The following is a 13,256-nucleotide window of genomic DNA, read 5'->3' as shown; positions in this document are numbered from 1 at the left end:
TATGCGTTTGAATATACCTAACATTTTGTCCTTGCTGAGACTATTTTTGATCCCAGTATTCGTTGTCGTTTTTTATCTACCTTATCAATGGGCTCCTTTTGCTGCTGCGATGGTGTTTTGGGTGGCAGGCTTTACTGATTGGCTAGATGGTATGCTGGCTCGCAAGTTAGGGCAAACGTCTCGTTTTGGCGCATTCATTGACCCAGTGGCTGACAAAGTGTTGGTTGCTACGGCACTTATCCTGATTACTGAGCATTACCACTCAATCTGGGTGACGATTCCAGCGGTGACCATGATTGCTCGTGAGATCATCATTTCAGCACTTCGTGAATGGATGGCTGAAATCGGTAAACGTGCAAGTGTTGCGGTATCTTGGGTTGGTAAAGTCAAAACCGTTTCTCAGATGTTCGCCCTTTGGGTGCTTATCTGGCGCTATGACGACTGGATGGTTTGGGTAGGATACATTGCACTCTATGTCGCAACCGTTCTTACTTACTGGTCAATGGCGCAATACTTGATGGCCGCTAAAGACGATTTGTTAGACGAAAAACATCATTGATGAAGAAGCGAGCTGAGGCTCGCTTTTTTGATCTTTAACCTAAGGTTAAGCCACCAATAGCGGATATCTAATGTGATATAGATCTCCTTTGAATAACCCGCTCACAGTGTGTTTTGAACATAAAGTCAGCTATTTGGCCTGTTTCGTATGAAATCTATTCAAACGAATTAAAAATACAAAAATAATATTGACTCAATCGTCTGAATCCGTAGAATGCATCCCGTACCCAAGAGGATGGCAATAAGCGATTCGCTTGGAGTTACTAAGGCGCCTTGGCAGAGTGGCTATGCAGCGGATTGCAAATCCGTGGACCTCGGTTCGACTCCGGGAGGCGCCTCCATTCTCTCTTTCTTCTAGAAAGAATATGAATGAAAATGCGATACTAGCTCAGTTGGTAGAGCGCAACCTTGCCAAGGTTGAGGTCATCGGTTCGAACCCGATGTATCGCTCCAAATTTTGTAATGTTGATTGGCGTCAGCATTAAGATGGTGTTTTACTTTTCAGTAATCGGCATCGCAATAAAGAATTGCGTGCCCTGGTGGTGGAATTGGTAGACACAAGGGATTTAAAATCCCTCGGCGTTCGCGCTGTGCCGGTTCAAGTCCGGCCCGGGGCACCATCTATTAAAGTCTTTATCTTGATAAAGCAAATGCGATACTAGCTCAGTTGGTAGAGCGCAACCTTGCCAAGGTTGAGGTCATCGGTTCGAACCCGATGTATCGCTCCAAATTAAAAAGCCCGAACAGAAATGTTCGGGCTTTTTGGTTTCTGGCGTTCAGCGTTTCCATATCTGTACTTTTGTTGTTTGAATCCATACTCAAAATTCACTTCTATTTTTATTTCAAAATTTCGCAATTAAGTTCGTTTAGAACAGTTAGTTTTTAAAAGCGAGATCCCCTATGAACTCGTTCCTCGTACCAGGGAATGATGTAAAGGCGGCACAGCCTCAAGCCATCACTAACACCGCCTATATACCTGTGTCGTCACCCTCGGGCATGAGGAACGAATGAACCGGAGATCTCTTTCTTAAACGATATTGCTGACGATATTTTCAGCAATTGCTTAGCCACCACTGCTATTTATCAGGCTATTATTAAAAACTATTGATCGTTCATTTCACTTTATGTTACTTTCCTGCGCAATCTCGGAATGAACAATGTTCAAGAAGAGCAACGATTGCTTCTGGGGGATACGCGTAGTGACCATTCTTGCTGATTGGGACATTACGTAGGGTAGGTATTGGCTAGTCCTTTAGCTGATAGACGGGATACTTATGGCGCAGTTCGCCATGTTAATGGGAAACCCAACATTGAACACACTAATTACAACATTGCTAATCAGCTCTGCATTTCCAAAGGGATCAGCTCCTCATAGCTGCCCGATCCTGCAAAAATGTCCAATTCTTCAAAACAGTAGCATTACTGAACCTTGAGCTCACGCTAACAATTTATCGCTGTCTTAAGACGGCTTAATTTCGTATTCGTCATTTGACTTATGCGAGCGTACAGCTATATCTCATTTCTAGACAATACGCGTGCTTCACTATGAACTCTCTCCAAATTTAACGAGAGTTGGTGGGTAATTGCGTCTGATGGAGGTGAGTATGAACACATTCAAGGGGACTTTTATGACTACCGCCTTTGAAGTCGATATCAATACTATCGCAAATTCATTTTCAACTATGGTTCCTATCTTAGAGGGAACGTACGACCTAACACCTGACGCTATTTTGCTAGAGCAAGAACAGCATGAGTCGGATGTTCGCTCTTACCCAAGACGCCTGCCTATTGCTATTAAACGAGCATGTGGCGCTTTAGTTGAAGATACTCGTGGCCAACTGTTTCTCGATTGCTTAGCCGGTGCAGGTACACTTTCTTTGGGTTACAACCACCCTGAGATTAACCAAGCACTTAAAGACCAGCTCGATTCTGGATTGCCATACCAAACACTTGATATCACGACTCAAGCAAAAGAGACGTTTATCAAGCGAGTTAAAGCTTTTCTCCCTCAAGATTTTTCAAATAACTCAGTTCTTCAATTCTGTGGCCCATCTGGTGCTGATGCTGTGGAAGCGGCGATCAAGCTCGCTAAGCAAACCACAGGTCGTAACACCATGTTTGCGTTCCGTGGTGCTTACCATGGCATGACTAACGGCACCATGGGTATGATGGGTAACCTAGGTACTAAAGAACGTCGTAGCGGTTTGATGTCTGACGTACATTTCATGCCTTTCCCATACAACCTTCGTTGCCCGTTTGGCATTGGTGGTGAAGCGGGGGCTAACGCGAGCATTCGTTATATCGAACGTATGTTGAACGACGACGAGTCTGGCATCATGAAGCCGGCTGCGATGATCGTTGAGCCTGTGCAAGGAGAGGGCGGTGTGATTCCGGCTCCGGCGTCTTGGCTACAAGGTTTACGACGCATCTGTGATGAACACGGAATCCTACTGATTTTTGATGAAATCCAGTGTGGTGTCGGCAAAACAGGTCATCGATTCGCGTTTGAAGAGTCAGGTGTTAACCCTGATATCTTATGTTTGTCTAAAGCGATTGGCGGTGGACTACCAATGTCGCTGCTTGTATTCGATAAGAGCATCGATACTTGGAAAGCGGGTGAGCACACTGGTACTTTCCGTGGTAACCAATTAGCAATGGTGTCTGGCGCTAAGGCGTTGGAAATCATCGAACGTGATGGGTTGGTTGAGCACGCGAACATCGCAGGCCAATACTTACGTCATGGGCTTGAGAAGATTCAATCTCGCGTTAACTGTATTGCTGAGGTTCGTGGTAAAGGTCTAATGCTTGGCGCTGAGATCAAGCAACCAAATGGCGAGCTTAACAAATTTGGTGAGCCGAAATCAGACGGTGAACTCACCCTCGCGATTCAACGCGCAGCACTAGAGCGCGGTTTGATGGTCGAGAAGGGCGGTCGTGATGGGTCTGTGATTCGTTTCCTTCCACCAATGATTATCTCTTTTGAGCAGATTGACTTTGCATTGCGCGTCATGGAAGAAGCGATCATCGCAGCAGGTGGTGGTTTACAAAAAGACCCAGCTTCAAGCGAACAAGCAAACCAAGAATGGAACAAGCATTTCATCCAGACAGGTTTAGGCGGTAGCGACGAATTCGCTAACGTGATGAACCAAACCACTCAAGCGATGAAAGCGGTTTTTGAGCAAGTTGAAACGCCATACTCAGGTCTAGAACCTAAAGTACTAGAGGCTGCTATCAAAGCTGTCGACCTAGACAACAACCAACACGCTTTGGTTGATGTTGTAGATAGCACTGCAGACCTTGTTGCTGCAAACTCCATATTCGTGCAACACCCAGACTGTATTGCACATCTCCACACTCCTCCTCTTATGGCTTCGGTAGCGGCGGAATCAATCATCGCGGCGTTGAATCAATCAATGGATTCATGGGACCAAGCGTCTGCTGCGACTTATGTTGAGCAGCGTGTGGTGGATTGGATGTGTGACAAGTACCAACTTGGCGACCAAGCGGACGGTGTTTTCACTAGTGGCGGCACGCAAAGTAACCTAATGGGCTTATTGCTAGCGAGAGACTGGATTGCTGATAAACACGATGGTCACTCAATCCAAAAGCTGGGTTTACCAGATTACGCGAGCAAGCTTCGTATCTTGTGCTCAAACAAATCTCACTTCACGGTTCAAAAGTCCGCTTCACTACTTGGTTTAGGCGAGAGCGCGGTGTGCTGCGTTGAAACAAACGCAAACGGAACCATCAAACCGGATTTATTAGACGCAGAAATCAAAGCACTTAAAGCTCAAGGCCTGATTCCTTTTGCTGTAGTCGGTACAGCAGGTACAACCGATCACGGTGCTATCGACGACCTTGATGCGATTGCAGACATCGCAAGCCAACAAGGTCTTTGGTTCCATGTCGACAGTGCTTACGGTGGCGCGCTTATCTTAAGCAGCCATAAAGCTCGTTTACAAGGCATCGAGAAAGCGGACTCTGTAAGTGTCGATTTCCATAAGCTTTTTTATCAAACAATCAGCTGTGGTGCGGTGTTGTTGAAAGACAAAGCGAACTTTAAGTACCTTCTGCATCACGCAGATTACCTAAACCGCGAACACGATGAGCTGCCGAACTTAGTCGATAAGTCTATCGCGACTACCAAGCGTTTTGATGCATTGAAAGTCTTCATGACTATGCAAAGTGTTGGTCCAAAGCAGTTGGGCGATATGTACGACCATCTTCTTGAGCAAACGCTAGAAGTGGCAGACCTGATTCAAAACCAAGCTGACTTAGAGCTACTCGCGGAGCCTTCACTATCAACAGTGTTGTTCCGATCTAAGCCGTCAGCAAACGGCGAGCTAGATTTAGACAAACTGAATCAAACGCTAAGACTGGAAGCGCTGACTCGTGGCGTTGCAGTATTGGGTGAAACGATCGTGGATGGTAAGAGTGCGCTTAAATTCACTATCTTGAATCCGTGCCTAAAGACATCAGATTTCAAATCTCTAATTAACAAAATTCAAACTCTAGCCACTGAGCTAGCAGAACAACAAGGGTAATTAATACTATGGCTATTCTACAAATTGGTGCAGGCGGTGTTGGTTGGGTTGTTGCACACAAAGCAGCACAAAATAACGAAGTACTGGGTGATATCACAATCGCTTCTCGCACAATCGCGAAGTGTGAAAAAATCATCGAATCGATTAAAGGTAAAAACAACCTTAAAGATTCAACTAAAAAACTAGAAGCTCGCGCAGTAAACGCTGACGATGTTGATGCACTTGTTACTCTGATTAACGAAGTGAAACCAGACCTAGTAATCAACGCTGGTCCTCCTTGGGTAAACATGGCGATCATGGAAGCGTGTTACCAAGCAAAAGTATCTTACCTAGATACATCGGTAGCGGTTGACCTATGTTCTGAAGGCCAACAAGTACCACAAGCTTACGATTGGCAGTGGGGTTACCGTGAGAAGTTTGCTGAAGCAGGCATCACAGGTATTCTTGGTGCGGGTTTCGATCCAGGTGTGGTTTCAGTATTTGCAGCGCACGCGGTTAAGCACTTGTTCGATGAAATCGATACGATCGACGTAATGGACGTAAACGCAGGCGATCATGGTAAGAAGTTTGCGACAAACTTTGACCCAGAAACGAACATGCTTGAGATCCAAGGTGATTCTTTCTACTGGGAAAATGAAGAGTGGAAACAAGTACCTTGCCACTCTCGTATGCTTGAGTTTGATTTCCCTAACTGTGGTTCTCACAAAGTTTACTCAATGGCGCACGATGAAGTTCGTTCAATGAAGGAATTCATCCCAGCTAAGCGTATCGAATTCTGGATGGGCTTTGGTGATGCTTACCTGAACTACTTCAACTGCATGCGTGATATCGGTCTTCTGAGCCCAGATCCGCTAACACTGCACGATGGCACTGTTGTTCAACCTCTACATGTTCTTAAAGCTCTATTGCCAGATCCAACGTCTTTGGCTCCGGGTTACACAGGTTTAACGTGTATCGGTACTTGGGTTCAAGGTAAGAAAGATGGCAAAGAGCGCAGCGTATTCATCTACAATAACGCAGACCACGAAGTGGCTTACGAAGACGTAGAACACCAAGCGATCTCTTACACAACCGGTGTTCCAGCAATTACTGCTGCACTTCAGTTCTTCCGTGGTGAATGGGCTGATAAAGGCGTGTTCAACATGGAACAGCTAAACCCAGACCCGTTCCTAGCAACCATGCCTGAAATCGGTCTAGACTGGCACGTTCAAGAGCTAGAACCTGGGCAAGGTCTACCTCTAATCCATACTTTGAAGTAATTCTGGCTCTTTGCCCTCGTTGCGTTGCCCTAGCGACAAGGTCAAAGCTCTGCGAATTCAATTCAAAGTCATACGAATGACGAGAACGTATAACTACAAGCCGATGCATTAGCGTCGGCTTTGTTCGATTATCATGTGCCTTCGTGAACTCGAGGGCCGCAAGGTATTAACATGCAAAACAACGAACTAAAAACGCCTTATTTCATGATCAACGAAGACAAGTTGATTGCGAATCTAGAGAAAGCGAAGCAGCTGAAAGAGATTTCAGGTGTGAAGCTAGTATTGGCACTGAAGTGTTTCTCTACATGGGGTGTGTTTGACATCATCAAGCCTTACCTCGATGGCACGACAAGCTCTGGCCCGTACGAAGTAAAACTTGGTCATGAAACCTTTGGCGGTGAAACGCACGCTTACAGTGTGGGTTACAGCGAAGATGACGTGAGAGAAGTTGCGGATATTTGCGACAAGATGATCTTCAACTCGCAAAGCCAATTCGAAGCTTACCGTCATATTGTTGAAGGTAAAGCCTCGCTGGGTTTACGTCTAAATCCGGGCGTAAGCTACGCAGGACAAGACTTAGCAAACCCTGCGCGTCAATTCTCGCGTTTGGGCGTACAAGCTGACCATATCAAGCCTGAAATCTTTGATGAGATTAATGGCGTGATGTTCCACATGAACTGTGAGAACAAAGACGTCGATGCCTTTATTGGTTTGCTTGATTCAATCTCAGAACAGTTTGGGGATCACCTAGATAAGTTAGATTGGGTGAGCATGGGCGGCGGCGTGTTCTTCACATGGCCGGGCTACGACATCGAGAAACTTGGTCTTGCGCTAAAAGCCTTCTCTGAAAGACACGGCGTGCAGATGTACCTTGAGCCGGGTGAAGCTATCATCACTAAAACGACAGATTTAGTTGTGACAGTGGTTGATATTGTTGAGAACGTGAAGAAAACGGCGATTGTGGATTCAGCTACCGAGGCTCACCGCCTTGACACGCTTATCTACAACGAGCCTGCATCGGTATTGGAAGCGTCTGAAAACGGAAGTCATGACTACGTGATTGGTTCGTGTTCATGTCTGGCGGGCGATCAGTTTTGTGAAACAAGCTTTGACGAGCCGCTGAAAATAGGTCAAAAGCTTCACCTATTGGATAGTGCAGGTTACACCATGGTGAAACTGAACTGGTTCAATGGTCTGAAAATGCCATCAATCTACTGCGAACGCAGCAGTGGTGAAGTTCAGAAGCTAAATGAATTCGGCTATGAAGACTTCAAACGCTCATTATCACAATGGTCGATTAAGTAACTGAACATTGCATTAGAACAAAAGAGCAGCCGATGAGCTGCTCTTTTGTTCTGTACAGTGATAAACCTAATTAAATGTTTTCACTAAGCGAACAAGAGGATGTGGAATATCATCTGGGTCTGTAATGACTTCTAAAGCTTCTTCAAAATCAATAATTAAACCATCATAGTCACTGTTGATTTTATGAGCGTCAGGAGTATTAGTCCAATATGGTTCGTTGGTTGTAGTCGGGAAGTGTGTCAGGTTGATTGCTGGTCTAGTACAGCTATAGTCAACGATTGAACTTAACTCTTTGATATTAGGCAACCTAAAACCAACCTGACCTGCGATAGTGGTCAGATTCGAATCTTCAGTTGCGATAAGTGCATCCTGCCAATTTTGATATTTAATCGCGGTACCATCACATGTGTCATTGGATTGATTGTAGATTTCGCCTAGGTTGCATTTTGACCAAAGCAAATTAGTCGTTACGTCGAGTAATGTCCCATCTTTACGGTCAATAAATTGCCCGTCTTGGTGAGAGGGAGTTTGAGTTTGCACGCAGGTTTGCGCGATGGCATGTGCACTTAACAGAGAGGCAATTACACCTAAGCATAGTTTTAGTTTCATTACTCAATACCTCCACTTACAGCCACAATTCCTGTTGAGCCTGCGATGTTTTTATTACAAAGCTCAAGCTCTCCATTTTGAGAGTCGATACATCTAGCACTACCATCTTGTTTAACAGAGCTAGAGTGCGTGAAGAGTCGGTCTCCAAGATTAGGAAAGAAATCAATGGCTCCTACTGGTGCAGTGCCGACATTGAAGTTGATAAATGAACGAGCTTCAACAGGTGAAGGTAAGCGCCAATCTGTAATACCGCAAATAGAGCGACTGTTTAGACTACTAATATAACTACTTGTATTACAGTAGTTACTTCCTGAACCATCGTTAATGTATGCACATTGAGAAGAGATCGGGCCGGCGCTGTACAATAGATCATTGCGTGCTCCGGCATAGCCACCATTGGTTGTATTATCAGAGTCGTGCCAAGTATATGTGTACGAAGCGCTTCGCCATGAGCTTGATTGACTGTCCCATGGATAAGGGTGGGCATCAGGGTTGTCTTTATGGTTCTTAACCCAGGTATCGACCGCGGACTGACTCGGCATTGCTATCGGATCTTGTTTTGCTTCAATATACAATCCAGTATGCTCATCTTTAACACAGCGCCAATCAGTAGCGCTAGGTATTAGAGGGTTTCCGTGAGCATCTAGCTTGGTGTAGCGAAAGCCATATTCCCCATCTGAATGTTCACTTCCATTGGTGACATCTAAACCAAAATCGGCATCTTGATTTGGATGTGATGCTGGAGGAGTGACGCTGTCGTAGTCTGTTCCATCAAAATAAGTGACATACCCAGTATCATTGAAACTTTTCTGCCCAGGAATATAGAACGCGAGAGTGCTTTTACTTGAATCGATAGTCGCGTTACCAACGGAAGCTATCGTGTAGATTAACGATTCGCCACCTTCATCGAAGCTATCATCACGAGCAGAAAATGTGATATTTGTTGATAGGGTTTCTGCTGGCAATTTAAGAGTTAACCCTGCTATATCAACAGTAAAGTCCTCAGGCGCGGCAATACCGGTTTGAGTTAGGGTCAGTGTTACATCTTGAGATGTGTAATGACTCAAAACAGCTTGTTGAATAATGCTGTCACCTTCTACAACGGTACTTAAGTCGTTACTAAAACTAACGGTTGGTTGAGTATCGCTATCATCAATAGTTACTACAGTTCGTTCGTTTGAAAGAGTGTAATTTGCACCGTTATCAGCACTAATAGAGTAATGAAGTGTTTTACTGCCCTCATACAGATTATTGTGCACAAGGTTTAGTGGTAGAGCTGCGCTGGTTGCACCTGCCGCAATTTTGACGTTTTGGCTTGAGATAGCATCGTAGTTTTTGAAGGTGCCATTAGAGCGAGTTGTCACGTCACTAGTTGAGATCGTTAAGGTGAGTTCTTGAGCTAATGCTTCGGAAAGAGAAATGGTAATGGATTCTGTTTTCGACCCTGATTGTGGTTCAGAAAATGAGACACTACTTGGGATGCTAAGCGTAATAGGAGAAGATGACGTACTTGAAGTTGTTCCCGTAGTCGTTGTTCCACTATCGTTATTTTCATGACCACTTTTGCAACCGCTAAACAGTGTCGTAAGAAGGATTGCTGAGATGACATTGAGCTGCCAACTCGACCTTTTTCTTTCCATGTGTGAACCTAAGCTACTAAATTATATAAGATATCTATCGTATCAAAAAAATTATATAAATGCTTAATTTCATATGCTGTCGCTATGTATTTTAGGTGTTTTGATGGTTTTTTTTGTAAGTAATGTAAGAGAGGTCTTATTTATGAGGTGACCTCCCAACGATCAAGGTATCGTCAGGAGGTAAGTTAAATTAGCTTTCAATCATCACACGAGTGTCTTCACTGAGTGTTTCGAGTTCATTAACTACATCATCGATTTGAACTTCGATTGGCAGCTTAACCGCTATTTTTGAAGTGAATAGGCTTGAGCTTACACCACCGCCGCCTGCAATGAAGACTCGGTGACAGTCCATGTCTAGAATACTGATCCCTTGTCTATCTAATACATGTGTCACTTCATTGACGATACCTGCTCGGTCGTTAGAATCGAGTCTTAGGTGATGGATTGTGTCTTGGACATTATGCGTATGATCTGAATCGACAAACTGTACGATGAGATCTGGATTGGCGCTGAAAGCCTCTTTAACAATCGATTCGTTGATGGCTGGAAGTTGAACCTTGAGTACGCCTGCGACTTGGTCTTCAATAAAGTTCACTTTACTGATGAGCCATTTTCCGTCGTTTTCGTGAGTAACCGCAGCAAGCTGTTTGATTGTTGTTGGTGATGCTTTTCCGATAAAGTTTACGATAAATGTACTGTTCATATCAGCCCCCAAAGTTTCAATGATTTGTTGCGAATTAAATGTTTGATATCACGCGATAAAGTTCTTTAATATCAGTGTAGAAGGTTACATCGAACAATGTTTGACCTACGTCAATTTTTGAAACTAAGCTGTGATGCAAAAAAAGAGAATGAAGAGTAGGGCACAAAAAAAGCGGCTAGAGAGCCGCTTTTTAGAAGAGTTTTGTTTTTACGAAAGTAATTAGGTTGCTGTATTAGAAGGTTACTTTAAAGTTCATACCAACAAACTGAGAATCGTATGGCGCACCAGCATCGTATGCGAATCTAGCTGCGTCTTGGTTATCCCACCAAGGGTTAGTATTCAGATTAACTTCTGCGTCACCGCCCCAAGCATCACTTACCCAGTAGTGGATGTGTCCAACAGGGTTTAGGAAAAATAGAGACACATCACCCATGGTTTGAGAGCCCATCACTTCGCCACCTGAAGCAACGATGTCTTGCTCTGCTTCTAGCATCATTTCACCGACAACAGCACCAAAGAAAGGAGTGATAAAGAGGTCTTGCCATGAAGGTACTTCAGCAAACGCTTCTACGCCGTATTCCCAGAAGAACGTCGACATAGTCCAAGAGTATAAGAAAGACTCAAACTCATCGTAACCTGCGTGTCGAGCTGCAGTGTAGTAAACACCACCAAAATATGGGTGCATTACGTAGTTTAGGAAGTGTTCGTCACGGTCCCATACTGGGCCATCAGACACGTTATCTTTCCACTTTTTACCTAATGAGCTGATGTCACGTTGGTCATCATCCCACTTAGTGATACTTTCAGGTAGGAGAGTCATCAAACCCACCGTCGCGACACTCAGGCCAAGAATGGTGTAGGTTTGACCCATTAGGTAATCCCAATCCTTCTCCTGACTCACCAACAGGTGTTTTGGTTGTTGGATTGAGAAGTCGTACTCATCACTTGATTCGCTCAGTGCGTAATTGGTACTAGGCTTGTAGGTGTACAAGCTATCATTAACACAGTAATCTTGAGCACATTCATCCGAATAAGAAAGGTTGATTGGCTGGTCGAAGTCGTATTGGCTTGCAACCGAGTTAACTGACATTAGCATTGTAAATGCAGCAGTAACCTTTGCTAGTAACGGTGATTTGGCCACAAGGGTCTCCATGAGAAAGTTTGGAATTGATCAGGGTCACAATTATCTATTAAATGCCTGATTTAGGGAACTAATAATTTATAGCTTTTCCTAAGAAAACCTTAGGTTTAACATTATTAATATTAGTGAAAAGGCGGATTGCTCCAAATTCAACCATAGACCAGTTTGTAAATAATGCAGTGTCTTTTTATGACAACAAGGGATAGAAATATGACGAAAATCGCAATGTTAAGTACAGGTGAAGAAGTTCTTCATGGAGACATTGTAGATACAAACGCAGCTTGGATGTCTGGTGAGTTTTATCAGCATGGTTTTGCTCTTGCTAAGCGCTCAACTGTGGGTGATCAAATGAATGCTCTTGTTGAAGAACTGCTGATGCTGAGCTTTAACTATGATGTGGTTATCGTTAATGGTGGTCTAGGGCCGACAACCGATGATATGAGTGCAGCCGCCGCTGCAACTGCTTCAGAGCAGAAACTCGTCATGTTCCCTGAATGGCTGGCTCGTATGGAAGAGATGTTCTCAGGACGCGGTATGCCGATGCCTGGCAGCAACCTTAAGCAAGCCTTGTTGCCAGCAAGCTCTGAGATTGTCGATAACCCTGTCGGTACTGCATGTGGCTTCAAGCTGAAAATCAACGATGCGACTTTCTATTTCACGCCGGGTGTACCGAGTGAGTTCAAACGTATGGTGACGTTTGAGATTCTTCCTGACTTGTCGCGTACTTACCCTCAAGTGGTTGCCTCTGAATGCAGTCGACTGTTTACGTTTGGTTTGTCTGAATCGGGTATCTCGGATGTGTTAGACCAGCTTAAGCTGCCAGAAGGTTATGAGTTGGGTTATCGCTCTTATTTGCCTTTCATTGAGGTGAAACTGTTTGGTCCTAAGGCAGACTTAGAAACTCGCGTTAAGCTTCTGCAAATGGTGTACAAGCTGCTAGAGAGTAACGTAGTCAGCGTTGATGAGCCGATGATTGACCATATTGGGCATATCATGGCAGAGAGAAAGAAAACCTTGTCTGTATCTGAAGTGTCGACCAAAGGTGCGCTTTCAGCTTGGCTACAATCGAATGAGCAGCTTGAAGATTGCTTTGGGCATTCTTGGGTGATGGCTGAACCCAAAGAGAGTGAGCTTGAAAAGAGCGATCCATTAGCCGCCACCTTTGCTCTGGCTGGCGCAACAAGAGAGAAGTGCGAAACCGAATTGGCTTTGGTGACTGGTAAGTTAGAAGGCAACACATTCAGCGTTGCATTGTCGACTGAAGCAGGCGAGTGGGGGCAGGTGCTTGAGTTTTATCGTCAGTACTCGCGTGAAGACCAACGCAACGTGATTAAGACCGTTGCCGCCGATATGCTGAGAAGGCATCTAGACAACAAACCGATGTTTGGCACTTACTCTTCGGCTAAGCGATTGAAAGACATGTTTATTCCAGCAGCTATCATTAAGTAAATATGTAAGCGAACTCGTTAAGTCTGTACTAAAAACGTTGGAAAAATG

The 13,256-nt window shown here is 44.5% G+C and carries 9 protein-coding genes and 4 tRNA genes; 9 read left to right on the top strand and 4 right to left on the bottom strand.

Annotation, left to right across the window (positions count from 1 at the left end):
* The first annotated feature begins 1 nt into the window (after position 1).
* The 8 genes from pgsA to nspC all read left to right on the top strand — a co-directional run bounded on the left by pgsA (position 2) and on the right by nspC (position 7,666).
* Positions 2-559: a CDP-diacylglycerol--glycerol-3-phosphate 3-phosphatidyltransferase gene (gene pgsA, locus OC193_RS09875; RefSeq protein ID WP_048659595.1), complete on the top strand. Its 558-nt coding sequence runs from the start codon at positions 2-4 to the stop codon at positions 557-559.
* 266 nt (positions 560-825) lie between these two features.
* Positions 826-899: transfer RNA gene (locus OC193_RS09870), tRNA-Cys, on the top strand.
* Between the two features lie 36 nt (positions 900-935).
* Positions 936-1,011 (top strand) — tRNA-Gly (locus OC193_RS09865).
* Positions 1,012-1,091: 80 nt separating this feature from the next.
* A tRNA-Leu gene (locus tag OC193_RS09860) sits at positions 1,092-1,178 on the top strand.
* Positions 1,179-1,210: 32 nt separating this feature from the next.
* Positions 1,211-1,286 (top strand) — tRNA-Gly (locus tag OC193_RS09855).
* Between the two features lie 876 nt (positions 1,287-2,162).
* Positions 2,163-5,102, top strand: coding sequence for a pyridoxal phosphate-dependent class III aminotransferase (locus OC193_RS09850; protein WP_184957405.1), 2,940 nt, complete (start codon positions 2,163-2,165; stop codon positions 5,100-5,102).
* Between the two features lie 8 nt (positions 5,103-5,110).
* Positions 5,111-6,361 (top strand): carboxynorspermidine synthase, encoded by a 1,251-nt coding sequence (locus tag OC193_RS09845; protein WP_019820628.1) that lies wholly within the window; start codon positions 5,111-5,113, stop codon positions 6,359-6,361.
* 171 nt (positions 6,362-6,532) lie between these two features.
* Positions 6,533-7,666: a carboxynorspermidine decarboxylase gene (nspC, locus tag OC193_RS09840; RefSeq protein WP_048664720.1), complete on the top strand. Its 1,134-nt coding sequence runs from the start codon at positions 6,533-6,535 to the stop codon at positions 7,664-7,666.
* 66 nt (positions 7,667-7,732) lie between these two features.
* Here the strand turns inward: nspC and OC193_RS09835 are convergent, their stop codons facing one another.
* The 4 genes from OC193_RS09835 to OC193_RS09820 all read right to left on the bottom strand — a co-directional run bounded on the left by OC193_RS09835 (position 7,733) and on the right by OC193_RS09820 (position 11,759).
* Complete coding sequence (locus OC193_RS09835; RefSeq protein ID WP_048664721.1) at positions 7,733-8,275, bottom strand: Lcl C-terminal domain-containing protein; 543 nt, start codon at positions 8,273-8,275, stop codon at positions 7,733-7,735.
* The gene (locus OC193_RS09830) at positions 8,275-9,915 is read right to left on the bottom strand and encodes a DUF1566 domain-containing protein (RefSeq protein ID WP_048664722.1); all 1,641 of its coding nucleotides are present in this window, start codon (positions 9,913-9,915) and stop codon (positions 8,275-8,277) included. The genes OC193_RS09835 and OC193_RS09830 overlap by 1 nt, the downstream gene beginning before the upstream one ends.
* Positions 9,916-10,105: 190 nt before the next feature.
* On the bottom strand, positions 10,106-10,618 hold the full coding sequence (locus tag OC193_RS09825) for a glycine cleavage system protein R (protein WP_019820630.1): 513 nt from the start codon (positions 10,616-10,618) through the stop codon (positions 10,106-10,108).
* A 232-nt stretch (positions 10,619-10,850) separates the two neighbouring features.
* The gene (locus OC193_RS09820; protein WP_048664723.1) at positions 10,851-11,759 is read right to left on the bottom strand and encodes a DUF3943 domain-containing protein; all 909 of its coding nucleotides are present in this window, start codon (positions 11,757-11,759) and stop codon (positions 10,851-10,853) included.
* 210 nt (positions 11,760-11,969) lie between these two features.
* On the opposite strand from OC193_RS09820, the gene OC193_RS09815 reads away from it, so the two are divergent.
* Positions 11,970-13,208, top strand: coding sequence for a CinA family nicotinamide mononucleotide deamidase-related protein (locus tag OC193_RS09815; RefSeq protein ID WP_048664724.1), 1,239 nt, complete (start codon positions 11,970-11,972; stop codon positions 13,206-13,208).
* The last annotated feature ends 48 nt before the right edge of the window (positions 13,209-13,256 follow it).

The organism is Vibrio crassostreae (assembly GCF_024347415.1).
GTDB classification, from domain to species: Bacteria; Pseudomonadota; Gammaproteobacteria; order Enterobacterales; family Vibrionaceae; genus Vibrio; species Vibrio crassostreae.
Note: the sequence above shows the minus strand (reverse complement) of the source record. Positions and strands in the feature narration are given on the sequence as shown.

Bases quoted from the DNA above. Each gene is read 5' to 3' on its own strand.
- pgsA (WP_048659595.1), top strand. From the start codon at position 2: ATGCGTTTGAATATACCTAACATTTTGTCCTTGCTGAGACTATTTTTG.
- OC193_RS09830 (WP_048664722.1), bottom strand. From the start codon at position 9,915: ATGGAAAGAAAAAGGTCGAGTTGGCAGCTCAATGTCATCTCAGCAATC.
- OC193_RS09835 (WP_048664721.1), bottom strand. From the start codon at position 8,275: ATGAAACTAAAACTATGCTTAGGTGTAATTGCCTCTCTGTTAAGTGCA.
- OC193_RS09815 (WP_048664724.1), top strand. From the start codon at position 11,970: ATGACGAAAATCGCAATGTTAAGTACAGGTGAAGAAGTTCTTCATGGA.
- nspC (WP_048664720.1), top strand. From the start codon at position 6,533: ATGCAAAACAACGAACTAAAAACGCCTTATTTCATGATCAACGAAGAC.
- OC193_RS09825 (WP_019820630.1), bottom strand. From the start codon at position 10,618: ATGAACAGTACATTTATCGTAAACTTTATCGGAAAAGCATCACCAACA.
- OC193_RS09845 (WP_019820628.1), top strand. From the start codon at position 5,111: ATGGCTATTCTACAAATTGGTGCAGGCGGTGTTGGTTGGGTTGTTGCA.
- OC193_RS09850 (WP_184957405.1), top strand. From the start codon at position 2,163: ATGAACACATTCAAGGGGACTTTTATGACTACCGCCTTTGAAGTCGAT.